The 23,280-nt window shown below is 72.5% G+C and carries 37 protein-coding genes; 3 read left to right on the forward strand and 34 right to left on the reverse strand.

The features are described 5' to 3' along the window. Window positions 1-39: 39 nt before the first annotated feature. The 32 genes from BBK14_RS06225 to BBK14_RS41190 form a co-directional block, all read right to left on the reverse strand. Entirely contained in the window at window positions 40-1,119 is a 1,080-nt protein-coding gene (locus BBK14_RS06225) for a coiled-coil domain-containing protein (RefSeq protein WP_131802178.1), read from the reverse strand. After that, window positions 1,109-1,423, reverse strand: a complete 315-nt coding sequence (locus BBK14_RS06230; RefSeq protein ID WP_131802179.1) for a hypothetical protein — start codon at window positions 1,421-1,423, stop codon at window positions 1,109-1,111. The genes BBK14_RS06225 and BBK14_RS06230 overlap by 11 nt, the downstream gene beginning before the upstream one ends. Beyond that, window positions 1,413-1,670 (reverse strand): hypothetical protein, encoded by a 258-nt coding sequence (locus BBK14_RS36685; protein WP_071060224.1) that lies wholly within the window; start codon window positions 1,668-1,670, stop codon window positions 1,413-1,415. The genes BBK14_RS06230 and BBK14_RS36685 overlap by 11 nt, the downstream gene beginning before the upstream one ends. Then, window positions 1,660-1,854: a hypothetical protein gene (locus tag BBK14_RS36690; RefSeq protein ID WP_071060225.1), complete on the reverse strand. Its 195-nt coding sequence runs from the start codon at window positions 1,852-1,854 to the stop codon at window positions 1,660-1,662. The genes BBK14_RS36685 and BBK14_RS36690 overlap by 11 nt, the downstream gene beginning before the upstream one ends. Next, the gene (locus tag BBK14_RS06245) at window positions 1,851-2,177 is read right to left on the reverse strand and encodes a hypothetical protein (RefSeq protein ID WP_071060226.1); all 327 of its coding nucleotides are present in this window, start codon (window positions 2,175-2,177) and stop codon (window positions 1,851-1,853) included. Before BBK14_RS06245 ends, BBK14_RS36690 begins: the two co-directional genes overlap by 4 nt. Then, window positions 2,174-2,986, reverse strand: a complete 813-nt coding sequence (locus BBK14_RS06250) for a deazapurine DNA modification protein DpdA family protein (RefSeq protein WP_071060227.1) — start codon at window positions 2,984-2,986, stop codon at window positions 2,174-2,176. The genes BBK14_RS06245 and BBK14_RS06250 overlap by 4 nt, the downstream gene beginning before the upstream one ends. Beyond that, window positions 2,979-3,317, reverse strand: coding sequence for a hypothetical protein (locus tag BBK14_RS06255; RefSeq protein WP_071060228.1), 339 nt, complete (start codon window positions 3,315-3,317; stop codon window positions 2,979-2,981). Before BBK14_RS06255 ends, BBK14_RS06250 begins: the two co-directional genes overlap by 8 nt. Further along, window positions 3,310-3,594, reverse strand: coding sequence for a hypothetical protein (locus tag BBK14_RS06260; RefSeq protein ID WP_071060229.1), 285 nt, complete (start codon window positions 3,592-3,594; stop codon window positions 3,310-3,312). Before BBK14_RS06260 ends, BBK14_RS06255 begins: the two co-directional genes overlap by 8 nt. Beyond that, window positions 3,587-3,739 (reverse strand): hypothetical protein, encoded by a 153-nt coding sequence (locus BBK14_RS38110; protein ID WP_157904218.1) that lies wholly within the window; start codon window positions 3,737-3,739, stop codon window positions 3,587-3,589. The genes BBK14_RS06260 and BBK14_RS38110 overlap by 8 nt, the downstream gene beginning before the upstream one ends. A gap of 52 nt (window positions 3,740-3,791) precedes the next feature. Continuing rightward, window positions 3,792-4,184, reverse strand: coding sequence for a hypothetical protein (locus BBK14_RS06265; RefSeq protein WP_071060230.1), 393 nt, complete (start codon window positions 4,182-4,184; stop codon window positions 3,792-3,794). Next, window positions 4,181-5,509: a TIGR-Tas system RNA-guided endonuclease gene (gene tas, locus BBK14_RS38755; protein WP_198541186.1), complete on the reverse strand. Its 1,329-nt coding sequence runs from the start codon at window positions 5,507-5,509 to the stop codon at window positions 4,181-4,183. The genes BBK14_RS06265 and tas overlap by 4 nt, the downstream gene beginning before the upstream one ends. Beyond that, complete coding sequence (locus BBK14_RS06280; protein WP_071060233.1) at window positions 5,506-6,135, reverse strand: hypothetical protein; 630 nt, start codon at window positions 6,133-6,135, stop codon at window positions 5,506-5,508. The genes tas and BBK14_RS06280 overlap by 4 nt, the downstream gene beginning before the upstream one ends. Further along, window positions 6,132-6,866, reverse strand: coding sequence for an ATP-binding protein (locus BBK14_RS06285; RefSeq protein WP_071060234.1), 735 nt, complete (start codon window positions 6,864-6,866; stop codon window positions 6,132-6,134). Before BBK14_RS06285 ends, BBK14_RS06280 begins: the two co-directional genes overlap by 4 nt. Continuing rightward, window positions 6,863-7,894 (reverse strand): helix-turn-helix domain-containing protein, encoded by a 1,032-nt coding sequence (locus tag BBK14_RS06290; protein ID WP_071060235.1) that lies wholly within the window; start codon window positions 7,892-7,894, stop codon window positions 6,863-6,865. Before BBK14_RS06290 ends, BBK14_RS06285 begins: the two co-directional genes overlap by 4 nt. A 406-nt stretch (window positions 7,895-8,300) precedes the next feature. Beyond that, window positions 8,301-8,534, reverse strand: a complete 234-nt coding sequence (locus BBK14_RS06295) for a hypothetical protein (protein WP_071060236.1) — start codon at window positions 8,532-8,534, stop codon at window positions 8,301-8,303. Continuing rightward, window positions 8,531-9,190 (reverse strand): DNA cytosine methyltransferase, encoded by a 660-nt coding sequence (locus BBK14_RS06300; RefSeq protein WP_071060237.1) that lies wholly within the window; start codon window positions 9,188-9,190, stop codon window positions 8,531-8,533. Before BBK14_RS06300 ends, BBK14_RS06295 begins: the two co-directional genes overlap by 4 nt. Further along, window positions 9,187-9,486: a hypothetical protein gene (locus BBK14_RS06305; RefSeq protein WP_071060238.1), complete on the reverse strand. Its 300-nt coding sequence runs from the start codon at window positions 9,484-9,486 to the stop codon at window positions 9,187-9,189. Before BBK14_RS06305 ends, BBK14_RS06300 begins: the two co-directional genes overlap by 4 nt. After that, complete coding sequence (locus BBK14_RS36695; protein ID WP_131802180.1) at window positions 9,483-10,256, reverse strand: hypothetical protein; 774 nt, start codon at window positions 10,254-10,256, stop codon at window positions 9,483-9,485. The genes BBK14_RS06305 and BBK14_RS36695 overlap by 4 nt, the downstream gene beginning before the upstream one ends. After that, a complete protein-coding gene (locus BBK14_RS36700; protein ID WP_071060240.1) occupies window positions 10,244-10,636 on the reverse strand; it encodes a hypothetical protein in 393 nt (130 codons plus the stop codon). Before BBK14_RS36700 ends, BBK14_RS36695 begins: the two co-directional genes overlap by 13 nt. Beyond that, window positions 10,633-11,238 carry a hypothetical protein gene (locus tag BBK14_RS06320; RefSeq protein ID WP_071060241.1) on the reverse strand — a complete coding sequence of 202 codons (606 nt, stop codon included), beginning with the start codon at window positions 11,236-11,238 and terminating at the stop codon, window positions 10,633-10,635. Before BBK14_RS06320 ends, BBK14_RS36700 begins: the two co-directional genes overlap by 4 nt. Window positions 11,239-11,406: 168 nt before the next feature. Then, on the reverse strand, window positions 11,407-11,736 hold the full coding sequence (locus BBK14_RS06325) for a hypothetical protein (protein WP_071060242.1): 330 nt from the start codon (window positions 11,734-11,736) through the stop codon (window positions 11,407-11,409). A 127-nt stretch (window positions 11,737-11,863) separates the two neighbouring features. Next, a complete protein-coding gene (locus BBK14_RS06330) occupies window positions 11,864-12,202 on the reverse strand; it encodes a WhiB family transcriptional regulator (RefSeq protein WP_071060243.1) in 339 nt (112 codons plus the stop codon). Further along, window positions 12,199-12,723 carry a hypothetical protein gene (locus BBK14_RS06335; RefSeq protein WP_071060244.1) on the reverse strand — a complete coding sequence of 175 codons (525 nt, stop codon included), beginning with the start codon at window positions 12,721-12,723 and terminating at the stop codon, window positions 12,199-12,201. The genes BBK14_RS06330 and BBK14_RS06335 overlap by 4 nt, the downstream gene beginning before the upstream one ends. After that, complete coding sequence (locus BBK14_RS06340) at window positions 12,720-13,112, reverse strand: hypothetical protein (protein ID WP_071060245.1); 393 nt, start codon at window positions 13,110-13,112, stop codon at window positions 12,720-12,722. Before BBK14_RS06340 ends, BBK14_RS06335 begins: the two co-directional genes overlap by 4 nt. Next, window positions 13,112-13,390: a hypothetical protein gene (locus BBK14_RS06345; RefSeq protein ID WP_071060246.1), complete on the reverse strand. Its 279-nt coding sequence runs from the start codon at window positions 13,388-13,390 to the stop codon at window positions 13,112-13,114. Before BBK14_RS06345 ends, BBK14_RS06340 begins: the two co-directional genes overlap by 1 nt. Further along, window positions 13,387-14,214, reverse strand: a complete 828-nt coding sequence (locus BBK14_RS06350) for an ERF family protein (protein WP_071060247.1) — start codon at window positions 14,212-14,214, stop codon at window positions 13,387-13,389. Before BBK14_RS06350 ends, BBK14_RS06345 begins: the two co-directional genes overlap by 4 nt. Further along, window positions 14,211-14,972 carry a hypothetical protein gene (locus BBK14_RS06355; protein WP_083390754.1) on the reverse strand — a complete coding sequence of 254 codons (762 nt, stop codon included), beginning with the start codon at window positions 14,970-14,972 and terminating at the stop codon, window positions 14,211-14,213. Before BBK14_RS06355 ends, BBK14_RS06350 begins: the two co-directional genes overlap by 4 nt. After that, entirely contained in the window at window positions 14,969-15,301 is a 333-nt protein-coding gene (locus BBK14_RS06360; protein WP_071060248.1) for a hypothetical protein, read from the reverse strand. The genes BBK14_RS06355 and BBK14_RS06360 overlap by 4 nt, the downstream gene beginning before the upstream one ends. Beyond that, window positions 15,298-15,609: a hypothetical protein gene (locus BBK14_RS06365; RefSeq protein ID WP_071060249.1), complete on the reverse strand. Its 312-nt coding sequence runs from the start codon at window positions 15,607-15,609 to the stop codon at window positions 15,298-15,300. The genes BBK14_RS06360 and BBK14_RS06365 overlap by 4 nt, the downstream gene beginning before the upstream one ends. Before the next feature lies 1 nt (window position 15,610). Continuing rightward, window positions 15,611-15,799 carry a hypothetical protein gene (locus BBK14_RS06370; RefSeq protein ID WP_071060250.1) on the reverse strand — a complete coding sequence of 63 codons (189 nt, stop codon included), beginning with the start codon at window positions 15,797-15,799 and terminating at the stop codon, window positions 15,611-15,613. A gap of 77 nt (window positions 15,800-15,876) precedes the next feature. Beyond that, window positions 15,877-16,173: a helix-turn-helix transcriptional regulator gene (locus BBK14_RS06375; protein WP_071060251.1), complete on the reverse strand. Its 297-nt coding sequence runs from the start codon at window positions 16,171-16,173 to the stop codon at window positions 15,877-15,879. 169 nt (window positions 16,174-16,342) lie between these two features. After that, a complete protein-coding gene (locus BBK14_RS41190) occupies window positions 16,343-16,465 on the reverse strand; it encodes a hypothetical protein (RefSeq protein WP_275078449.1) in 123 nt (40 codons plus the stop codon). Between the two features lie 566 nt (window positions 16,466-17,031). On the opposite strand from BBK14_RS41190, the gene BBK14_RS06385 reads away from it, so the two are divergent. Beyond that, a complete protein-coding gene (locus tag BBK14_RS06385) occupies window positions 17,032-18,219 on the forward strand; it encodes a tyrosine-type recombinase/integrase (protein ID WP_131802181.1) in 1,188 nt (395 codons plus the stop codon). Here BBK14_RS06385 and BBK14_RS06390 read toward each other — a convergent pair. Both BBK14_RS06390 and BBK14_RS06395 read right to left on the reverse strand, forming a co-directional pair. Then, a complete protein-coding gene (locus BBK14_RS06390) occupies window positions 18,216-18,725 on the reverse strand; it encodes a hypothetical protein (protein WP_071060254.1) in 510 nt (169 codons plus the stop codon). The two genes, BBK14_RS06385 and BBK14_RS06390, sit on opposite strands and share 4 nt — an antisense overlap. Window positions 18,726-18,890: 165 nt before the next feature. Continuing rightward, window positions 18,891-19,751: a DUF7134 domain-containing protein gene (locus BBK14_RS06395; protein ID WP_241831198.1), complete on the reverse strand. Its 861-nt coding sequence runs from the start codon at window positions 19,749-19,751 to the stop codon at window positions 18,891-18,893. 311 nt (window positions 19,752-20,062) lie between these two features. Between BBK14_RS06395 and BBK14_RS06400 the strand changes: the two genes are divergently transcribed. Then, window positions 20,063-20,851, forward strand: coding sequence for an ABC transporter ATP-binding protein (locus BBK14_RS06400; protein ID WP_071060255.1), 789 nt, complete (start codon window positions 20,063-20,065; stop codon window positions 20,849-20,851). Then, window positions 20,848-23,277: an ABC transporter permease gene (locus tag BBK14_RS06405; RefSeq protein WP_071060256.1), complete on the forward strand. Its 2,430-nt coding sequence runs from the start codon at window positions 20,848-20,850 to the stop codon at window positions 23,275-23,277. The genes BBK14_RS06400 and BBK14_RS06405 overlap by 4 nt, the downstream gene beginning before the upstream one ends. The last annotated feature ends 3 nt before the right edge of the window (window positions 23,278-23,280 follow it).

Here is a 23,280-nt window from a genome sequence, read left to right on the forward strand (position 1 = left end):
CAGTGGCTCGGTTGGGTCTTGCGGCATGGCCCGTGCGGGTCAGGTGACGGGTGGTTCGTTCGGGCTGGTCGTCTCGGCCGGCGTGCCGGCGGTGTCGAGGTACACGTCCGCCTGCGCCAGCGCCTCGGTTACCCATTCGACAGCGGTGAGGATCCCGGAGGCCATGCCGGGTTCGGTGGCGTCGGCGGCCTTGCGGAGCCGGGCGAGGATGTCGCGTAGCGCGCTGATCACCGTGTCGGCGGCCGTTCTCGCAACGCCGCTTGCCACGTGGTCGTGATCAAGCAACATTGCGGGTGTCCTGGCCGGCGTGCCAGCGGCGTCGAGGGCGCGACGGATGACGTGGACATGGATGCGGATACGGAGGCACTCGGCCTTGTGGCCGAACTGGGCGGGTGCTTGGCAGTGGCAGGGCTGGCCGTCGAGGAGCGCCCGCACGGCGGCTACCTGCGTCTCGGCGGCGTCGGCGCGGGCCTTCAGCTCGTCCACCCGCCCGGTAGCCCGCACGGCAACCCGGTGCGCCCGCCGGTAGGCGCGCACAGCCCAGTCGGCCCGTTCCTCCGGCGTCTCCTCAGGGAGGTTCGCGGCGACAGCGGAGAGCAGGGCGTCGAGAGCTTCCGGGCGTCCTTCGTCGACGGCGACGTTCTCGCCTTCGAGTTCAGCGACACGCTTCTCGGCGGCGTGCGCGCGGGCATCCGCCCGGTCGACGCACTCCTGGATCTCCTGGTCGAAAGGCTTGAGTTCGGCGCCGGTTGCGATCAGCTCGCGGACCTGCGCCTCCAGCTCGGCGACCCGCTTCTCGGCGGCGTCGGCGCGCTGGTGTGCGGCTGTGGCCGCGGCCCGTAGGTCTGTGATCCGGGCGGTGGCTGTGGCCTGGTCGCGCTGGGTGGCGGTCAGTTCGCCGCGGGTCCGGTCGAGGCGGTCGAGGGCGGCGGCCAGCTGCGTATCGGCGGCGTCGGCACGCCGGGCGAGTAGCTCCCGGGCGGCCTCCTGCGTGCGGGTGAGCCATGCCTGGTCCGCTGCCCGGCCGCCGAGCTGCTCCTCCAGCTCGGCGACCCGGGCGCGCAGCTCGGCGATGGTCTGCGCGGTGAGCACGGACTGTCCGTGCGGGTCAGTCGTCATGGCTCTCCTGTCCGAGGGCCTGCCGGGCCCGCTGTGCGATCTGGTGCCGGGTGATCCCGACGCGCTCGACGCCGGGGAGGTCGTCTGTGCTGACGACCCAGCGGGCGAAGTCGCGGAGCCGCTCGTCCTGGTCGAGGCGTGCTTCGAACTCGGCGGCGGGGCAGCTGCTGCCGATGCCGCCGATACCGAGGTCGTCGAGGGCGTCGAACATGGCGATGGTGGCGGCTTCGTCGAGGCCGGCGGGTACCTCCGCGGTGACCTCGACCATGCGGGGGGCGCGGGCCGGGCGCGGGTCAGGTGGCACGGGACGCCTCCAGGTGGGCGATGACGGCGGCGAGGGCCTCACGCAGGGTCGGTGTCTCCCAGGCGTAGCGGGCCCGGGTGCCGGTGCCGATGGGTCGGGCGGTCCAGGTGTTGTAGCCGCCGACGATGGCGGCGGCGGGGCGGTCGGCGTCGTCCCTCCAGAGGCGGTAGATCTGCTCGCCACAGGGCTCCAGCCGCCAGCCGGGTGGGGCTGCCAGGCGGAGGCTGCGCCGGGTGTCAGCCGGCACGGGTGGCCTCCGGGGTGGGCTGGTGGCGGGGGCATTCGTGGTAGCCGTCGCCCGAGGTCCATCCGTTCTCGCGGACGGCCTGCTCGGCCTGGTCGGCTGTCGGGGCCGACCAGCGGTGGCAGGTGATGCCGTCTTCGCCGCTGCGGTCGCAGGTGATCCGGTATTCGCTGACGTTGCGGATCACGTCCCGCTCCTCGCGGCGATCCCGACCACGACGGCCAGGGCGCCGAGTGCGATCCCGGCCGCGGTGCCGACCCGGTCGAGGGCGCGGCGGGTGCGGGCCCACAGGGTCGGGCGGGCGGCGTGCAGCCGGGCGAGGTCCTCCCAGCGGCGGGCGAGGGACTGTGCGGCGTCGAGGCGGCGGCGTAGGTCGTCGCGCTCGGCCGCGTAGGCGGCGGCGTCCTGGCAGGCGTGGGTGTGGGCGGCGCGTAGGCGGGTGACCTCGTCGAGGCAGTCGTCTGCCCGGTCCTCGGCGGTCCGCGGGCGGGTGAGGGTCGGGGTGGTCATGCGGCAGCTCCCCACAGGTCGTACTGGACGGGGCGGGACAGCGCCCGCCGCAGCCGGTCGAGAACGGTGCCGCGCCACGCGAGTGCGTAGCGCACGCAGTTCGCGCAGTTCCGGTGCCCAGTGCAGTCGGGTAGCGGGTCGCTGCGACGGGCGGCGTACGACCAGGCCATCGAGTCTGCGGACGCGAGGTGCTGGCCGTAGAGGTCGAGGCCGGCGGTTTTGACGCCGAATCCGTGCAGTTTCAGGCCCTGGCCGGCGAGCGTTGCTGTCAAAACTGCGATCTCGCTGGTGGCCTGCCGGCGGCAAACTGAGCCGAGGCCGACGAGCGGGAGGTCCTGCAACTGCACTCCGACGGCGGCGTAGAGGTCGACGCACCGCAGGTAGTCGGCGAGGTCGTAGCCCTGGAGGACGGGCACCCACGGCAGATCCGGGGCCCGCTCCTGCAGGTCGAGGTAGGACGCGACGGTGCGGCGCTGGTGCTCGGCGACGGTGAGGCCCGTCTTCGCCAGCATGATCGGTTCGCACATCCAGTCCTGCGGGGCGGCCCAGGTCATGCCGCCGATCTCGTCGGCGTAGCGGCGGACCGCGGTGGCGTACTGCTGCGGGCTGGTCTCGAACTGGCCGTTGGCGGCGATCTCGGAGAAGGCGCCGGAGTCGAGGGCCCACGGGCCGATCGCGCGGGGCAGGGTGCGTCGGCGCAGGAGTCGGCGGTGGGAGACGAACAGGGGCACGGTGGTGCGCTCCAGCCAGCTGGGTTCGTGGGAGCCGAGCCAGAACGTCGGCGCGGTGCGGGTGGCGGTGTCAGGCACGGCTCGACCTCCTCTTGAGCGGCCGAGACCGGCCAACCCGGAGCGTGCGGACGCGGGGGATGGTGATCTGCCACCACGGCCAGGCGGTTGCCTGTCCGCCCCGTCGGGTGCCGCCCGGCGCGCCGGATGTCGGCTCGATCTCGAAGCGCCATGGGCCGATGCGGGCTGTGTGAGTTCTGGCTTGCCGGGCCCGGCGATGGAGGATCTCGGGTAGCGCGGCGGCGAGTCCGGCGCGTACCAGGTCGCCGCGGCTGGTGATCTCTGTGGTGTCGACGGCGGCGAGGTAGCGCTCGACGTCGTCGTCGGTGATCTCGATCGGCAGCTCAGGCACGGCGCTCGGCCTCCTCGGCATCCTCGGCCAGCGCGGGTTCGAGCCAGGACGGTTCGGGCCCGTCGTAGTCGTCGTCTCGCTGCCAGGACATGTACTGGTCGACGGTGAGTCCGCCGGTCCAGGACCGTTCGGGGGCGGCGCCCGGCAGGTCCGCGAGGGTCGGCGCGGCCGGCTGGCAGGTGCACGGCACGTCCTCGCGGCCGAGGCCGGATAGCACGCCGGAGCCGTTGCAGACGTAGCAGCCGCCGGGCTCCCCTGCGGGGTAGCGGTCAGGCACTGGCCTGCTCCTCGCTGGCGGCCGGGTCGGCGCGGGCGATGGTGGCGAGGGCCTGGCGGTCACGGTCGTTGAGCGGGCCGGTTCCGCAGGCGTGGGCGGTGATGCCGTCACCGGCGTCGACGGTGGTGCGGCGGCGGGCGGTCATGCGCCACAGCTCCCGAATCGATCAAGGTAATAATATTTTCCGGCCATCGCGGTCATGCGGTCTGACCTGCGCTTCCGTCGAGGGGTTTCATAAATCCGACCGGCGCCGAGGGCTTGATCGTCAGCGGTCCGGTGTCGCGGATCAACCCGACCGGGGTCGGCCGGGGCGGGAGCGCGGCGCGGGCGAGCGCGGCACCGCGGCGGGCTGCGGCGGCCGCCTCGGCGCGCTCGGCCTCGAGGCGGGCCTCGTGCTGGCGCTGTCGGGCTTCGAGCCGGCGGCGGCGGGTTTCGGACGGCGGGATGTGGATCAGTTCGCCGGTCTCGAGGTTGACCTGCGTCGAGCTGCCGTCGGGGATGTTGGCGGGGTCCCAGACGGCGGCGGAGGTCACGAACGGGCGGGGCCGGTCGTACGGGCCGGCGGGAGTCTCGTCGTCGGCGGGGATCACTGCTCGGCCTCGTGGAGGTCGCGGGCGGCGGCCCACAGGTCGCGCAGGATCGCCTTCGCGACGAGGCGGAGTGCGCGTGCGTGCTTGTGGCCGTCGGAGAGCGGCGAGCCTGCGGCAGCGGGCTTGCCGGCGGGGCCGCAGCGGATGCAAGGCGCGGGGTGCAGGGCCTCGGCGTACTTCCCCCGGCCGGCGTCGTACACGTCGCGGTAGGGGCTGTGCGGGGTGGGGTTGCCGTTCTTGTCGGGTGCGCCGGTGAACATCACGCATTTGCTGGCGATGACCCAGGTGCGCATTTTCGCGGTGGCGGACCAGTTGGCACGCTGGCCGCGACGGCGGACGGCAGCGACACCGGCGTCTACGGGCTGGGTACCGAAGGTGAAATGGCCGGTGTCGCTGCCGAGCTGGGCCCCGCCGGCGCGCGAACTATGGGCATCGACGCGTGTCTGGCCGGCGGGGAGTACGTGGTACCCGCTGAACGCCCACAGCTCGGACACCGTCCGGGGGCGCTCGCGCAGGTCGTTCCAGTATGGATCCCCGATCGCAGCGATGAGCCGGGCGGCCTGCTTCTCGCCGATGCCGATCTGCGCCTTGACCCACGGGCCGAGCGGGTGTTTCCGCATGCGCCGCTGGAGTTCCAGCACGGCGGCGTGCTCGACTTTGGCGAGTTGCTCGACCATGGCCGCGTATGGGGCGGCCTCACGGTCGCCGAGAGCGAACCCGCGCATCACGCCGTCGGAGTCGACCTCGTCGCGGGTGAGTTGGCGGAGCCGGTTTTCGGCTGCGATGCGGGTGCGCTCAAGGTCATCGACCATGTCTGCGGCGAGTGCCAGGAGTGGGTCGAGCAAGAGCGGGCCCCCGCCAGCGAAGCGGATATGGGCGTCGCTCGTGACTTGGCTGGCGGGGGTGCTGGCGACCGGGGCGGTGTTCCTTTGGGCGTCGGGCCAAGCATGGCCCCGGTCGGTCTGGTGCTCCTCGGGCGGGCCATCGATGGGCATCGGGACCTGTATGGCCCGAGGAGCGGTCTGTGCCCCGCCGACGGTGACCGTATGGGCATCGTCTCTGGCCTGGTCGGCGGGGAGTTGGGCGGCCCGGACGTTGGACTGTTGGTCGTCGACCTGCGGATGGTCCGGGCCGAGTCTGGTTCCCGCAGGCGCGCGGTGGATGGGCTCCGACCTACATGTGGCCTGCGGGAGGTTGGGGTCCCCGACGGCGACGTTCCCATGGGGGTCGTAGAACACATGGCCGTCGGGGAAGTCTGCCGCCAGGGCGGGCGAAGGCTGGGCGTCGCTGCCCGCATGGCCCTGGCGTAGGTCGAGGGTACTCACGCCGCCGCCGCCTCACGGTCCAGCACGGACGCCAGTACCCGTGCCGGCAGGTCGGCAACGACCTTCGCCTTCGGGTCCGCCTCGAGCGCCGCGCGGAGGTCGGCGTACTCGTCGGCGGTCGCGAGGTTCCGCGCGGCCAGCGTCCGCCGCAGGCCGATCGCCGCGTCGAGGTCGCCCACGGTGCAGTCGGCGAGGAACTTCCGGCCGCGCTCCTCGGCGCCCACCCAGATGTTTTCGCGGAGCCGGCGGCGCCACATCTCGCCGCGGATCGCTGCGACCTTCGACGACCGGACTGGCCGCGCGGGGGCGGTGCTGGCCTCACTGGCCGGTCGGATCGGGGCGGGTCGGACCGTGGGGATTGGCCGGCGGGCGTCCATCCGCATCTGGCCGAGGACCTGCGTCACGAACGACGGCAGGCAGGCGGCCAGAGCTGCGGCGTAGTGCTCGGGGTCGAGGGCGGTCAGGACGGTGGCGGCGAGGTGCTGCGGGTCGGTTTCGCTGGTCATTGTCGCGGTGCCGCGGATTATCAGGCGAAGGTCGAAGTCGGTCACGCGGTCTCCCGGGCTGGTGGGCGGCAGGGCTGCGTCGAGCGGGTCGAAGTCGTCCCCGCGGCCGAAGCGGGTCACCAGGTCACCCGCCGCCGGTCCGGGCCGTCGAGCTTGACGGCGACGGCGCCGCCGGTGAGTCGGGACATGACCCGCTCGCCGTACCGGGCAGCCAGGTCGGCGTACGGGACGTTCGTGGTGATGATCTGCCGGAGACCGGAGCGGATCCGGGCGTCGGCGAGGCCGGTGATCTGCTCGACGCGCCACTCGGACGGCTTCTCGACCCCGAGGTCGTCGAGCAGCAACAGGCCGGCGGTACGGGCGGTGCGCAGCGCGGACGGGTCGCCCTCTGGCGCGATGTCGACCAGCAGATCGGGGACGGTCCAGGCGGCGATGTCTGCGCCGTGCTCGGCGGCGTGGTTCGTGAGCGCGTAGGCGGCGTGAGACTTCCCGACTCCGACCCGCCCGGCGATGATCAATGTGCGGGCGGGGCCGGTGAGCCAGTCGAGCATGATCCGCCGGTGGGTGGGGTCGACGTCGTCCATGCGGGCGTCGGCGAACGCGGTGGGGCGCTGGCGGCGGTAGCGGAACGCTCGGGCGTGGGTCTGGCATGCGGGGCAGCGGCGGACACCGTCGTCGCCGTGGGTCCAGCCGGCGTCGCAGCCGGGCGCGGCGTTGGGGTCGTGGGGGCAGGGGCAGTTCGACAGGCCGCAGGTGAGCCGCTCGGCCTGGGTCGCAGGCACGAACCGGGGCGGGTTGGCGAGCATGCGGCGGGCGAGGTCGCCGAACAGGCCAGGGTCGGTGGTGGTCATGCGCCCTTCATCCATTCGTCGATCGAGAGGACGGTTGCGGTGAACTCGGTGGTGGTGTCGTTCGGGTCGCGGCGGTAGATGCCTGCGTTCGGGTCGGGCCCGGAGCGGCGCGTGGTGCTTCCGCTGCTGAACCGGCGGGAGTTCAGGACCCAGGTGATCCAGGCCTTCTCCCAGCTCTCCCAGCGGGTACCGCGGCCGATGTGGTGCGCCTTGAAGTGTTCGAACATGTCTTCGATGGCGCCGGCCGGGACGCCCTTCTTGATCGCGTAGGCGCGGTGCTTGTCGGTGAGCGCGTAGTCCTCGGGCATCCGGGTGGCGCGGGCGGTCCGCTCGGCTGCAGTCGGCCGGGGTCGCTTCGGCTTCGGGGCCGGGGCCGGCGGTGCCGCGGGGGGCTCGTCGGGCAGCAGCGAGGTCTGACCGTCGTCGTCCGCCGTGTGTGTCTCGGCGTGCTCGCACGCCATAGAYGGTTCAAAGGACGGTTCAACAGGACGGTTCAAGGACGGTTCATTCCTTATAAGGGCAGATGTCGTGGACGACAGGTCAGATTTGTCGTCCACGACAGGTGACGACCTGTCGTCCAGTTCAGGTGACGACCTGTCGTCGGCGACAGGTGAGGAATCCGCTGACCTGTCGCCCACGACAGGGGTAGATGAGGTGTCGTCCACGACAGGTGAGGTCTTCTTCTTCGGCTTCGGACGGGCCGGCCGCGGAGTCGCCTTCTCCGGCTTCTTCGGGTCCCTGCGCCGCCCCATCGCGAGGTGGTAGACGCCGGGCCGGTGGCCGCCGGGGATGTGCTCGACGACCTTCTCTTCGCCCTCGACGATCAGTCCGAGTTCGACCAGGTGCTCGAGGTCCCACATCACGGACCGCTCCGACTTCCGGGTGTACCGGGCGAGCGTGGCGAGCTTCGGGTAGGCGTTCCGCCCGTCGGGGCCGGCGTGGTTGGCCAGGCCAAGGAGGGTGGAGACGAGGGTTGCGGGGACGCCGGGCGCGTCGTTCAGCACCCAGGTGATCGCTTCGATGCTCACTCGACGCCACCGATGGTGACGGAGTCGACGTCGGCGCGCCCACGGACGCGTCGGCATGGCAGAATCACTACTGCACCGCTCTTTCTGTGTCGCAACAAAGGGGTGGTGCAGCGCCCGACCTGCTTCCAACAGGGAAGGCGCATCGCCCTCGGGCGGGTGCCGATCGGGTGGGTCTCAGCCACCCGATCGGATACCCCGAGGTCTTCCCACACTCTACCCCGAACGGGGTCATTCCCGGCGTGCACCGCACGTCCTTCCGTGTGCTCTCCCGGCCCGCACACCGGCATGTGAAAATCGCCACCCTGACCAGGGCAGATGGCATTCTTCGCCAGGCATGGGAAAGCCCCGGAACGCCCTCCCCGCAGGCTTTCCGGAGTTATCCCCAGCGCTTTCCACAGGCTTTCCGTCACGCACCTCCGACCCAGCCGACGAGCACCCGGATATCGGTCGCCGGTACGGCTGCGGCGAGCACGGCCACCAGCCCGCACAGTCGGCGCCGTCCGGTCTCGTCCCGGGCGAGCGCGGAGACCAGCCCCCAGACGAGTTCGGGCCGGCCGGCGTGGATCTGTTCGCGGGCCCAGGTGGCGTCCGCGAGCGTCTGCCGTTCGGCGGGTGTCGACCCGGGCGCAACCGCGGTCACGCCGCACGCCCCAGGCCCAGCTCGGCCAGCAACTGCTCACCCAGGAACCGCGTATACGCCGGCGGAATCGCCTCGGACAGCTCGTCGCCGCTCATCCAGTCGATGCCCATCGCCTCCGGGCCGACGTAGGTACCGACGTCACCGGTGATGGAGATGTGCCAGCCCTGCGCCCACCGCTCCCGCCGCCGGCTCGTCGCGGTGCGGATGACGTGCGGCGGGTGGGTCGGCGCGGCGAGGATCAGGCCGTACGACGGTTCGAAGCGCCGGTGTCGGTAGGTCCGCAGACCGAACATGCCGCCGCATAGGACGACCGAACCGGCCTTGTCGAGCGGGGCGGGCATGACGTTCTCGATGACGTAGATCCCGTCCCAGGCCATCAGCAGGTCCCGGGTCGGCGCGATGAGGTCCGGGTAGGTCTTGTGCGGGCTGAGCGCGCCGAGCGCGCTGTGCGCCTGGCAGGGCGGGCTGGCGTGGACGACGTCGTACTCGTGGCCATGAGCGGCGAGGTACTCGAGAGCGTCGCCCTGGATGAAGCCGAACGGGTATCGGGGCTGAGGTGCGATGTCGACGCCTGTGACGTCGAAGCCGGCCAGGTGGTAGCCGTATCCAGCCCCACCCGCCTTGCAGAAGAGGTCGAGCAGGCGCGGGCGGGTCACGGCGTCTCACCTCGAGCGGCGCGCACCGCGGCAGCACGGGCATCCATCCAGCCCTGCGCGTACGCCATCCCCTCCACCGCGTCCATGTCCCCGGGCACCACCGGCCGGGCCGGGATCGCGGCCACCGCCTCGAGGCATGCGCGCAGCACGCTGGCCGGCTCGAAGCCGGCGCACTGGCCGTTGTCGGTGCCGACCCGCCGCTCGGGCAGCCGCGTCGTGGCAGGGAGCAGGTCGTGTTCGATGTCGAGCCGGCCGCAGGCACAGCGGGACACCGACGGCCAGGGCGCGGCGGTCATGCAGCATCACCTGCCGCGGCGGCGCGACGGCGGGCATATGCCGCGGCGTTCACCCGCCGTGCCTCCGCCTTGCACCCCGCGCACCTACATCCCGAGCAGTACCGGGTCCAGGTGCCGTGCGGGCGCCCCTCCCGGCGGCTGATCGCCGCGCCGCGGCGCAGCAGGTCAGATCGGTTCTTGCTGGCCCACCGGTCGGTGGTGCGCTCACGCCGGTCGACCCGCCACAGCCGGGACGGGGTTTCGCCCTCATGCCACAGCGCGAGGTAGCGAGTGCGTGCCCGACGGACCCGCTCCGTGAACGTCCTGTAATCCAGGCCCATCGCTGCCGCCGCCGCGGCGTAGGTGCCCATGGTCGCCAGCGCGGTGAGCGCCGCCCGGTCCCGGTCGTTCAGCTCCGGCCAGATCCGGGCCAGGGCCTCCCGCTCGACAATCCGATGCTCGGGCGACGGCGTCGGGCCGCCAAGGTCGAGCCAGTAGACAGCGTGCCGCGGCGCGGCGGCGCCGCGACTGTTGATGCCGTGGTGGTGCCGGTAGTCGTGCCACTGCGCCTCGACGGCGTTTGAAGCGGCCACGGACAGGTCCCGGCGGGACGGCGGCTCGTCGGCCTCTGCGAGGGTCATGACGACCGCATCCCAGGCCGCCTGATACCGGTCGTCGGCGTTGCCGGCGCGGCTGGCGGCCATGGTCATGCCGATGCGGGCGTGACGGGCGACGTCGGCCATCGTGTAGCCGTGGGCGACATGCATGCCGGCGGCGGTCACTGTGTCCACTCCAACTCGGCCGCCGTGTAGTGCGGGCCGTCCGGCCGGCGGTCGGTGCCGCACACGCACGAGCGGCAGCCGCAGCACAGCCGCACCCCGCGGGACCGGCGGTCGCACACCCGGCGGACCATGCCGGCAACCTGGGACGCCGCCGCCCACTGCTCGGCGGTCACCGCGCCCGGGTCTCGCCCGGCGTCGGTCACACCCGACCAGTCCGGCAGCGCGCCGAGAAGCAGCGCGCGGACGGCGCGGGCGTTGCGCTGCCGGGGCAGCGTGCACAGGTCGCCGAGGACCGGCGTGCCGTCGCCGAGCAGGATCTGCCAGGTGCCGCGGTGGGTCTTGCGCACCTCGAGGCCGCCGGCAACGTCGGCCGGGCGGGTGGCGGTCACAGGACGCCGCCGGTCGGCACGTCCACCACACGCGGAGCCCGGACGGGACGGCGGGTCCGCGGTACGGTCCGGGTCGCCCTGCGGTGGACGGGCCTGCCGTCGTCGGCGAGGAGCGCCTCCAGGTCGACCAGCGGGCCCTGCCACTCCGGGCGGGCCATCGCGGCACGGCAGCGGGCGGCCAGCGCGGCGAGCGGGACGACCAGCGTGGGCGAGCCGACCGGGCAGCCGGGATGCGGCGCGGCGCACCAGTGGGCGCCGAACAGGCCGCTACCGCCCGCCTCGTAGGCGAGGACGGCCAGGCCGCGGGCGTACAGCCCGTACGCGGCCTCGGACCGACCGGCGGTCTGCGGCAGGAACATCATCGAGTCGGCCATGCCGACCAGCGCGGACCAGCCTGCCGGCAGGCCCACCCGGCGGCGCCGCTCCTGCGACCAGCCGGCCATCTCCGCCATGTGCAGCGGGACGGCGACGAGCAGGTGGTCGAGCAGGGTCTGCGCGGCTTCGGCCTCGGTGCGGGCGTTCCGTCCGGGCGGCGCCGGCGTCCAGATGGCGGACGGCGGTGCGGGGTCGTCGAGCGCGGCGAGCAGGTCGAGCTGCTGCACCGGCGTCTCCTCTCTACGGGTGGCGCCCCGGGCCGCGGTGTCGTGGTCACGCGGCCCGGGGCGGGGGTGGGTGGGGGCTGGCCGTCGACCGGCTATGCCGCACAGCGGGTGCCACCGTGGGTCCGATGGCAGACGGCCATCCGGCCAGCACCCACCCGGCTCGGGCGGCTAGCGGAGGGTTCCGACGTTCTCCATCCGGGTGCCGTCTGGTGCGTCCACGACCAGGACTGCGCTGTACGACGGCGCGTACTGACGGCTCTCGTCCGGCCCGGACGTGAAGCTCAGCGGCCACTGCGGCAACGGCAGCCCCTCGTCGGTCTGGCCGACTCCGACGTGCCAGCAGCCGTCGAAGGCGAGGTGCACGCGCATCGCCACGCCGTCGGGGGCGATGAGGTCACCCCTCCACGGCTGGTTCCCGTAGTGGTTGAACTCGTCGGCGCCGGGGCATCCGGAGACCTCGACGAGGTCGTCGGACGCGCCGTAGAAGGTGATCAGCATCAGTGCTGCCTCTCGCTGCTGTGGTGGGTGGTCTGGTGGGCGGGGCGTCTCGGGGTGGGACGCCCCGCCCGGCCCGGCGCTGGCCTCCCCGGGGGTAGGGCTGCCGGCGCCGGGCGGTCTCATCGGCTCAGGTGCCGCCCTCGCCACCCACAGCCATCACCACCCGTCGCCGGGCCCGCTGGCTCTCCAGCAGCGCCAGCCGGGTAGCGACCAGCTCCGGGTTCGCCCGCTCCACCGGGCTCAGCCCGCCCCAAACCCCGTGCCGGCCGGCCTCCGTCCGCTCGGCCGCCACCCCGTAGCGCAGGCACTCCAGGCGCACCGGGCAGCCGTGGCACCAGCGGGCCGCGGCGGTCCGGTAGGCGTTGGTCACGTAGACGCCGACGCCCTCGGGGAACATGGCGTCCATGGCGTCCGGGTCGCCGGCGCAGGCGCCGCGCCGCCGCCAACTCAGGTCGGGCGCGGTCACTGGCCGGCCGCCGGGTCAGTCGCGGCCAGCGCGCCTACCGCGATCTCCACCGCGTCACACTCGTCGCAGCAGGACAGCTCCGGCTCCTCGGACCACGCGAGGTTCTCCTCCGGGGTCGCGCGCTTCTGATCGCGGGTCCGCTCCAGCGCGGCCCGGAGCCGGGCGGTGCGCTCCTTCTCCCGGTCCAGCAGATGCCGCACATCCGACGCCGCCACGATCACCATGGCCGTCACGTCCTCGTCCGTGAACGGACCCAGCTCGGGATGTGCCGCCGCGCCGGCGTCGACCTGGGCGCGCAGCACGGGGAGCAGGCGGACCGCGTCCGCGCGGGTGGCGATCAGCCGGTCCCGCTCGGCGCGGGCCTGCTCCAGCGCCAGGTGTAGCCCGCCCTTGGTGCAGGGCCAGACCGCGCCGCAGTGCCTGCACTCGACGCCGTCGCGGTCTGGCTGGTGCTGCGCGGCGTCGTCGACGAGGTGCGCGACCTCGGCCACGTCGATCGGATCGGTGATCGGCTCGGTCACTGCGTTCCCCCGATGGTGTGCCGCGCGGCGGCGGCGATGGCCTGTCCGTGCTCGTAGTCGTTGGTCCCCCACCACGTCGAGGCAGCCCGCTCGGCCGGGGTGGCGGCTTCGCCCCGCTCGATGCGGGCGAGCGCGGCGAGCGCCTGGTCCCGCTCCCGCTCGGCCGTGTCCAAGGCGTCGAGCAGCTCGGGCAGCGCGTTGACGGCGGCGGCGATCAGCCGGGCGTCCGTCCACGCCTGCGGTAGCTCCGGCGCGCCGCAGTGCGCGAGCGCCCACACCCCGCCGACGCGGATGACGGTGACGCTGCCGGTCTCCTCGACAACGTCGGCGCGTTCGATCGGTTCGGCGGCGGCGAGGAGCTCGCGGAGTCCGGCGCGGTCGACGGCCATCAGCGGGTCACCGCCGAGCCGTCGACCACCGCGCGCGGGTCCTGGTCGACGCAGTAGTCCGCGACGGCCGGGCTACCCAGCCAGCACACCGACACCGGATCCACCGGCGGCGTGAACCGCGGGATCGGCAGCGGGCTGATCGAGTCGACCGGCACCGTGGCCGGCGCCGGGTCGTAGAAGGCGGTGTACGACCCGCCGCCGACCGCGATCGCCGCGGCGACGCTGACCGCGAGCCGGCGCACCGGGATCGGCCGCCGGCCGCGATGCGACGTCTTCACCGGGCACCCGCCTGCGCCTCGAACGCGGCGATCTCCTCGGGGCTGACACCGACGCCGTCCGGCGGCGCAGGCTCCCCAGCCTCCGGAGCCGCGAAGCTCACCGCCCGCTGACGCAGGAGACCGCGCAGCTCGTCACGGACGCTCTCGTCGGCCAAGCCGCCGCGGACCGCACTGTTCACCGCGCGGCCGAGCGACTCCAGCGCGGCCACATCCGCCACCACGTCAAACCGGGCCTGCCACTCCGCCCGCCACTGGGCGCGGTCGGCGTCGGTCACCGGTGGCCGCTCATAGCCAGGCTCGCCCGGCAGCGGTGGCCCGGACTGCGGGCGGGCGCGCTGCATGGTCTGCTGCGACTCGTCCGGCTTCGCCCGCCCCTTCGCGGCCCGCTGCCCGCGGCGCGCGCCCTGGGATGCCGCCGCCGCGTCGTCGTCCTCACCTTCCGGCGCGACGCCGGTCATGCAGCACAGCGCGTACCGCCGCGCGTAGGTGATCGCCCCGCCGACGTCCTGCGGGCTCACCTGCCCCGGCATCGGCAGCGGCCACATGCCGCCGTCCTCTTCGCCGGAGACGTGCTTGAGCCGGTAGACCAGCATGAACCGGCCGTCGACGAGCGTCGTCTTCGTCGACCAGGACAGGCCGACCTTGCCGAGCATCGGCAGGATGATCCGGCTGACCGCGGGCAGGTCGGCGTAGTCGTAGGTGTACTTGCCGCCGCTCTTCGTTGCCACCTCGGCGGTGCGGGTCTTCGCGATGTCGGGCAGGTTCGCCTGGATCACGGCGAGGGCCTCGTCGTACGTCGCGGGGATCGTGGTCTCGTCGCTCATGCCGCCACCGCCGGAGTCGTGAGAGGTTCGCCGATCAGGTCGCGGGCGCCCTCGCAGAAGGCGGCGATCTGGRCGGCGTAGAGGAAGGTGCGGAACTGGTCGGGGCCGGCCTCGACGGGAACGAGGTCGTATCCGTCGGCGCGGACCCAGACGACCGCCGTCTCTGTCACGGGCGGCAGGTCGATCTCCTTGCCGCCGTCGAGGTAGACGTCGGCGTACCGGTAGGCGGCGAGCTGGAGAGCGGTCTCGCCGTAGACGCCCGAGCGGGACGTCTTGATGTCCAGCAGCATCCGGCCGATACCGGGGACGTCGGCGATCAGGTCGAGGGTGCCGGCGTAGCCGTGCTTGTAAGAGATGACCGGCGTCTCGGCGATGACGGAAGTCGGGGCCCACTCGTCGAGGAAGTCGACGTAGCTGGCGACGTACCCCTCCAGTTCCTCGGGCACGGACACCGCCTCGCCGGCCTCCAGGCGGACGGCGAGTGCGTGGACCTTCGTGCCGCGCACAGCCGCCGCGTCCCGCTCGGCGTTGTGGGCGCCCTTGAGTCGCTTGAAGCGGGCCGAGATGGGCAGGTCGGCGAGCTCGTCCCAGTGGTCGATCGCGTGCGCGGCGACGGTCTCGGCGGCCCAGTTGGTGAGCTGCTTCGGGATGCCTTTGTTGATGATGGTGGTGACGCCGGGGACCTTGATCCCGTTCGCGTCGCGGTAGCTGTGCCCGCGGCCGTGGTTCCGGCGGGTGATCGGCGGGGCGAAGTTCACGCTTCCCACCTGCCGCCGAGCTCCGCCCAGCCCGTCACCATCTGGACCGCGAGACGATGCGAGCAGCCCTCCCAGCCGTTCCGGATCGGGTGCTCACCGCACTCCCACCGGTACTCGTCCAACGTCACCCGCACCCGGACCGACAGGCCGTGCGCGTCCTCAGCCGGGGCGATGTCCGCGATCACGCTGTCGGGCGGCAGGTTCAGGTTCCGGCGGGACAGCGCGAGGACCGTGACCCGGCTGGAACGCAGGTAGTCCAGCGCTTTCGCCCGGTGCGGGTTGGCCGGCGCCGCCTGGCGGACGGTGCGGGGCCGCGCGGGGGCGGTCACAGCGCCGCCCCCGCAACCCCGCGAGACGCGGCCTCGAACAGCTCCCACTCGCGGTGCGCGCCCTGGGCGACCATCGCCCGCGCCAGCCGAACCTGCTGCGCCAGCGCCGACCGGACCACCGGCCCGTCGCAGTGGGCCAGCTCCCGGGCCTGTGCTTCCACGCACCGGACCAGTGCGGCCTGCACCGCCGCCTTGACGCCGGACAAGGTCGTGTAGCCCAGCAGCTCCGACCGGGCCCGGCTCATCTCCAGGTTGGTGGGGTCCATGCGCTCGGCGTCGACGAGCGGCTCTCCGAACCAGATCGTCACGTCAGCACACCCCCGTGGCGGCGGCGAGCAGGGCGATCAGCGCGGTGGTGGACGGCGGCAGGTCCTGCGGGCGGCGCTCGATCGGCGGACGGCCGGGGTAGGTGCGGCCGGGGATGCGACGCGGGAGCGGCATGGTGGCCGGCTCCGGGTCGTCGACCGGCGAGGCCGGGTGGGTTACGGTGGTGGTCAACAGGTCCTCCTGCGTGGGTGCGGGCCGATCTGGGACGCCCGGCTGGTGAGACAGCCGGGCGTCTTGCATTTCGGGGGTCACGCGGCCGACGACTTCGGCCGCACCTGGTGCTGACGCGAGTCACGGGGGAGCGCGGGCGTTCGCGGCGGGGCCTTCTGGCTCGGCGCCGTCTGCGCGTTGATCCGGTGCTCGGCGATCCATCGGTGGATCTCGGCGACCTCGACGTAGCGGGTCTTGAACCGGGCGAGCTGGATGTACTCCATGTCGCCGTCGTCGAGCAGGCGCTCCAGTGTCGACTTCGCGACACCCATGACCTTCGCCGCCCTCGGCAGCGTCAGTAGGAGCGGCTCGGAGCCGATCTCTGCATTCGCCATGCGTCAGGATGAACTCAGATGAATTCAGATGTCAACGGTTTCGGTGGCACTGCATGCATCGATGTGCGACCGTTGTCCTGACCGGGCGTTGGCCTGTCGTGGGCCCTCGGTAACTAAGGTGAACCTTCGCTTGAGTTCAGGTGAGTTCATCCGGAGCGATCTGCCATCATCACGAGCTATGCCCACGGGACATCAGAGCGAGGACGAGGCGGGGAGTCGTCGCCGCCTGGGACGCCTCATCGATGAGCAGCGCGAGGCGCTCGGCAAGTCTCAGGTGGAGGTCGCCAAACATGGGGTGACCTACCAAAAGATCTTGGCTGGAGATTCGAGCGTGTCCGAGCGGACGCTGCGGCGGGCCTTCAGGGTGATCGGCTGGGATCCGACCTCACTCCCAGGCGTACTCGCTGGCGGCAACCCGCGCCCCGCATCCCCGGACTCGACGCCTGCGCCGGAGAGTGACCCTCGGGTGGCCTTCGAGGTAGGAGGCATGGTTGCCAGCGGCTGGCCCGCCATGACCGAGCAGGAGCGCCAATCTGTCCGAGATGCGGCGGAACGTGCGCATAGGCGCCTCCATCGCGAGGACGACGAGGACAACGCCCCGTAAACCGCCCCCCCCCCGGCCCCGTTGCTGCCTTATCTGTGCTTCTCTACCCGATCTGCTACATGGGTGTAGCCGGCTGGGGGAGCGATGGATCGGGAACCCGCATATATCTACACAGAGCTACCGGGGGAGGGGCGCGTGCTGGTGTTCCAGTGGCCCGATGAGTGCAGGGTCGCGTTCGTTGATCGGTCAAAGTTCGCGACCAGGGACGAGGAGCGGATCGCCATCCGTGGCGCCCTGCGGCAGGCGGGCCGTCCGTGAACAAACCGAGGGCGCTCCGCAACAAGGACGGTGTGACCACCGGCTACAAGGTCGAGGTCAAGTGGCGCGGCCAGCGGTACTACTTCACTAGGCGGACCGCCGCCGCCGCTGAGACCTGCTGGGCGAAGGCCATCGCCGATCTTGAAGCCAACATCCACCCGTACGACCGGTACAAGCACGAGAAGCCACAGGCTGCCGAGGCCCCGAAGGCGATCACGTTCGGGGAGTGGATCGCCGACTGGCATCCGAAGCGTCGGCTGACGCCGAAGACCCGGTACAACCAGACCACCTGCATCAAAGCCCATGTCACCCCGGATCTCGGCGATGTGCCGCTCATCGATGGTGAGATGACCCGGTCCCGCATCCAGGAGTGGGTGTGGGCGCTGGAAGAGGAGTACGCGCCGCGCTACGTGCGCATGATCTACGGGATTGTCCGCCTGGCGCTCAACGACGCCATCGACGAGCCGTCGGTCCCGCTCACTGCGAGTCCAATGGTTCGTATCCGGTTCGAGGAGATGGACCCCACCGGGCGCCGCGCGCTCACGCCAGAGCAGGTGGCCGCGGTCGCCTCGCGCTGCGGCATCCACTCGACGCTCGTCTGGTCGCTGGCGTTCACCGGCGCGCGGATCGGCGAACTCCTGGCGCGCGACGTCTCGGACTGGTCGTGGCGGACGGGCATCACGATCGCTGGCCGGCCGGTCGAGGTCGACGAGTCGAAGCCCCGTCAGCGAAAGAAGGGCACGAAGAAGACGAAGGCGTCGAAGACGGCGGCGGGCGCGCGGACGATCAACCTGTGCGCCAGCCACAACGCGATGCTCCGCGACTACGCCGGTACACGCCGGGAGGGTCCGCTGTTCGTCGGGCGCTACGGCAAGCGGGCGGACTACCACTCCGTCTACGAGACGGTGATGAGAGCGGCAGTGGCGGCGCGGGCGGCGAAGATCGACGTCCCGGCGGGGTTCTCCCCGCACTGGCTGCGCAAGACGRCACGGACGTGGGGCTCCGAGGACAAGGCTCAGCGCATCGCCCTCGACTACCGGATGGGTCACGCCACGCCGGGCATGGAGGGCATCTACGAGGAGCCGACGCCCGCCATGCTCGACGAGATCGCGAAAGGGCTGGAGGTCCGGTGGCAGCGGGCCATGGCCGCCCCCGGCCTGCTACGCATACGCAAGACTGCTTAGAGCGCCGCAGTCCTTTGGACGGACGACAGCACACAGGCAACCGTCTGCTCGGCGGGGATCTGGGTGCCGCCGAGAGCGTCCTGGGTGGTCTGCTGCGCCGGCTCCAATCGGCCGATGGCGGCGTAGCCCTCGCCGTGCTGGACGGTGCCGTCCTGGCTCTGGAACGAGACGCGGATGGTGTACGTGCTGGCCTCGGACGACCGGTTGGTGACGGTCACCGTGGCCTTCGGCAGTCCGAGGACGGCGTCACGCTCGCATGTCGCGATGGCGGCGTCCTCGGGGTGCTCCAGCGGCCGGCCGTTCGCCACCTCTTCGGCGGCGCTGCCGATGAGCGCGATGCATCCGCCGAGCATGACGACCATCAGGACGCCCAGGCCCAGCAGGACGAAGGGCCACTTCTTACGCTTCTTCGGCGGCTGCTGGTACGGCGGGTGCCCGCCGTATGGCTGCTGCGGCGGGTAGGGCTGTTGTGGGTACTGCTGATACGGCTGCTGCGGGTCCGTCACGGATTCCCCCCTTGTCGAATGACGCCCGGACCGTACTCGCCGCCCGAGGAGAGATCATCTATGGCGCCCGTGTGGCGCCCTGAGGCGAGTTGATCCCATACCCATTGACTTCATCTGAGTTCATCGTTACGTTGATCTGGAACTCGACCGAACTCAATAAGCAGGTCAGAGAGCTACCCCAGCAACCACGCTCACATTGTGGGTGACGACGTCGTGCAGCTCGCGTGCGATGCGGGCCCGCTCCTGATCGGTGGCCTGCCGGCTCGCCGCGGCCCGTTCCGCCTCCTGCACCCGCGCGCGCTGAGTGCGGGTGTGGGCGGCGTTCGCCGCGAGGCCGAGCGGGATCAGGACCAGGAAGGGAAAGTAGTCAGAGCTGATCCTGGGGATCGTCGTGTGGTGGCCGAGCGTGAGCAGAACGGCACCGCTGGCGATGCCCGCCGCCGCCCACGCCCGGTGCGGGCTGTACATCGCCGCGCTGTACCCGGCTATCAGGCAGGCCGTGAAGGTGAACGTCGTCAGGTCATCGATGTGCACGTCCAGCTGGAGTAACGACGCGGCGGCGATGACGCACCCGTAGGTCGCCAGCGGGAACCGCCGCCGCGCGGCCAGCGGTAGCGCGGCGAGGACGGCCAGCGCCAGCTGCCAGTCGGCGACCGGCGTCTGGACGGCGACGAACTGCGATGGGAACACCTGACCCGGGCCCGCGCGTGACGGCACCTCCCGCGGTTCCGGGGCCACCGGCGGTACCGGTGCTGCCGGCGGTACCGGTTCCACTGGTGGTACCGGTTTCACTGGTGGTACGGGGGTCACCCGTGTGAGCGGGAGGACCGGCCGACTCTGCCGTTCGACGCGTGCCGACTGCGAGGTCCCCGGTGCGGGCACCGCGAGGAGGCGGTCACCGTTGATGGCGGTCACCACGCCCAGGGCCAGCACCAGGGCGAGGATCGCGTCGGCCACCCACGCCCAGACGGTGAGGCTGGCCGGGCCGGCCCGTTCCCGATGCCGCCGGATCGCCGCCCAGATCACCGGCCCAGTCTGGCAAGAGCGGCGTCCGTCCACATCCGCTGAGGTGCGCAGTGGCCGTACATCGCCGGCCTACCTCGCAGGGATGACGTCGCGCCCGGTGCGCCGGGCGGAGGAGCGGACATCGGCGCGACGGCCGACGCGCCCGCCCCGCGCCGGCCCCTAGCGTCCCGACCGACGCGGCCCGGATCACTCGCCGGCACAGCCCACCCCGGGGGCTGGCGCCGCCGGTCGGGACGTCGGGCGGTGACACCGCACGGGTGACCGGCCGCGGGCCGCGTCGTGGCCGACCGACTCAGACCTGTGGAGGACCCATGCCCGCGCCCCCAGCCATCGCCATCCACGACATCACCAAGAGATACGACGGTGCCGCGTCGGCGCTGGCCGGGCTCTCGCTCACCGTGGCACCCGGCGAATCGCTGGCAATCGTCGGGCCGTCCGGCAGTGGCAAGTCGACGCTGCTCAACATGGTGGCCGGGCTGGACCGGCCGAGTACCGGCAGTGTCACGGTCGACGGCGTGCGGGTCGACCGGCTGAACGAGACCGCCGCGGCGAAGTTCCGTCGCGCGCGGATCGGAATGATCTTCCAGTTTTTCAACCTGTTGGATGACCTGACGGTCCTCGACAATGTGCTGCTGCCCGCCCAGCTCGCCGGCACACCGTCGGCCCGGGCGCGCGCCCGGGCCGACGAGCTGCTCGGCTACCTCGGTGTGGCCAGGCACGGCGGCGCCTACCCGGGACGGCTGTCCGGCGGCGAGCGCCAGCGGGTCGCCGTCGCCCGCGCACTGATGAACCGGCCCGCGCTTCTCCTCGCGGACGAGCCGACCGGTGCGCTGGACAGCGTCGCCGCCGCCCAGGTTCGGGACCTGCTGGCCGCGGTCAATGCCGACGGGCAGACACTTCTCCTGGTCACCCACGATGCGGCGCTCGCCGCCTCGTGCGCGAGCCGCACCGTCGAGCTGGCGGACGGGACCGTCGCCCGGGACACCCACGGGTCCGTCGCCCGGGACGCTGAGACGACAGCAGCCTGCGGCACCGACGGGTCCGCCGTCGGCGGGACCGGCGGGACCGTGACCGGTGGCCCGGCGCCGGTGTCCCGATGAACCCCGCCGGGCCGTTGGCACGGGTCGTGCTCGCCGGTGTCGGCCGGCGCCGGGCGCAGGCGTCGGTGGTGGCTCTGACCACGCTGCTCGCCGTGACGGCCTCGGTGCTTGCGCTCGGTCTGATCGCCGGGTCACGCGCACCGTTCGACCGCGCGTTCGCAGCCCAGCACGGCGCGCACCTCACGGTCCAGTTCGACGCGACGAAGGTGACGGCCGCGCGGCTCGCCGCCACCGGGTCGGCGGCGCCGGTGGCGCAGGCTGCCGGCCCGTTCCCCGTCGCCGAGCTGCGGCCCCGGATCGTCGGCGGCCCGCCGGGACTGCCCGTCGGGCTCGGACTGCCATCCCTGACCGTGGTCGGTCGGAACCAGCCGGACAGCGGCCCCGATTCGATCGACCAGGTCGCTGTCATCGAGGGCCGATGGGCCACCAACCGAGGAGAGATCGTTCTCGACCCGGACTCCCTGCCACCCTCGCTGCTCGGCGCCCGCCTCCAGCTGCCCGACCTGCCCGGAGCCCCCGTGCTGACCGTGGTGGGTCTCGCTCACTCGGCAGGTGGCAGCGCCCGGGCCTGGGTCGCGCCGGACGCCCTGGCGGCGTTCGTCTCGCGGGACGTCCCGGCGGGCCTCCAGATGCTCTACCGGCTCACCGCCGCCGGCACCGAGAACGCGATCGACTCCGGCCGGGCGGCGATCTCGGCGGGGATGCCCGCCGGCGCGGTGACCGGGACCAGGTCCTACCTGGACGTCCGGGCGGGCGCGCTCGTCCGGACCGCGGTGTTCACGCCGTTCGTGGCCGCGTTCGGCGTGCTCGGCCTGGCCATGTCCGTGCTGATCGTCGGCACCGTCGTCGCGGGTGGCGTCGGCGCGACGATCTGGCGCACCGGGGTGCTGAGATCGCTGGGGCTCACCCCGGCCCAGGCGGCCGGGGCACACGTCGCCCAGGTGCTCGTCCCGGCCACGGGCGGTGTCGGCCTCGGCATCCTGTGCGGCAACCTGCTCGCCATGGTGGTCTTCGACGGGTCGGCGGCCGCCTACGGCGCCGTCGCGCCGTCCGTGCCGCTCTGGGTCGACGCGGCCGTCGGCGCGGGCGCGCTCGCGCTCGTCGCCGTCGCCGCGCTGCTGCCCGCCCTGCACGCCGGGCGACGCAGCCCCGTCGACGCGATGCGGCTCGGGCGCGTGCCCCGACCGGGCCGCGGTCGGTGGGCGGGCCGGCTCGCCGCCCGGCTGCCGCTGCCACGGCCGTTGAGCCTGGGGCTCGCCCATCCGTTCGCCCGTCCCGCCCGCTCGGGCGTGCTCGCCGTCGCGGTGGGCTTCGGGGCGCTGGGGGTCTCGTTCGCGGTCGGCCTGGCCACGACACTCGACTCCATCGCGGCGGACAACAGCCGGGACGAGGCCGGAGAGGTCGTCGTGAGCACCCACGTCCGGGTGGCGCATGGCCCGAAGTCGGGAGCCGCGGCACCGGGCCCGGCACAGGCACCGGTCGCGGCGGGTGAGGTGGCGGACGCGGGCGATGCCGCGGACGTGGCCAAGGTGATCGCGGCGCAGCCGGGTACCGCCCGCTTCTTCACCAGCGCGCACGCCGAGGTGTACGCGCTCGGGATCGTCGGGCCGGTGACGGTCACCGCCCACACCGGCGACTCATCCTGGGGCGCACGTCCGATGATCTCCGGTGACTGGTTCCGGGGGCCGGGCGAGGCGGTCGCCGACACGCGGTTCCTGGACGAGACCGGTGCGGGGATCGGCGACACCGTGACCGTCACCGACCACGGGGTGTCGGTGGCCCTGCGGATCGTCGGCGAGGTCTTCGATCTCGATGACGACACTGTCGACCTCGCCACCGACGAGACCTCGCTGCGCGGTCTCGATCTAGGCCTGGCCGTCGACAGTTTCAACATCGATCTCCGGCCGGGGACCGACCTGGTGCGCTACGTCGACACCCTGCAGGACGCGCTCGCCTCCCACCCGGCGGTGGTGCGGGCGAACCTCGAGGAGGGCTCCGAGGTGATCGCGGTCATGGACGCGCTGATCGCCTCGCTCACGCTGCTCCTGGTGGTCGTCGCGGGCCTCGGCGTGCTCAACACCGTCGTCCTGGACACCCGGGAGCGTGTCCACGACCTCGGTGTCGTCAAGGCGGTGGGCATGACGCCGCGGCAGGTCCTCGCGATGGTGCTGACCTCGGCCGGGGGCATCGGCGTCTGCGCCGCGGCGATGGGGGTGCCGGCCGGCGTCGCGCTGCACCACCGCGTCGTCCCGCTGATGGGCACGGCCGCCAGGACCGGCATGCCACGGGCGTACATCGACGTGTACGGCCCGGTGGCCGCCGCCCTGCTGGTCCTCGGCGGCCTGCTGATCGCGGTGCTCGGCGCCCTGGTCCCGGCCGGCTGGGCGGCCGGGACCAGGGCCACGACCGCGCTGCGGGCCGAATGACGT

Source organism: Parafrankia soli (assembly GCF_001854695.1).
GTDB classification, from domain to species: Bacteria; Actinomycetota; Actinomycetes; order Frankiales; family Frankiaceae; genus Parafrankia; species Parafrankia soli.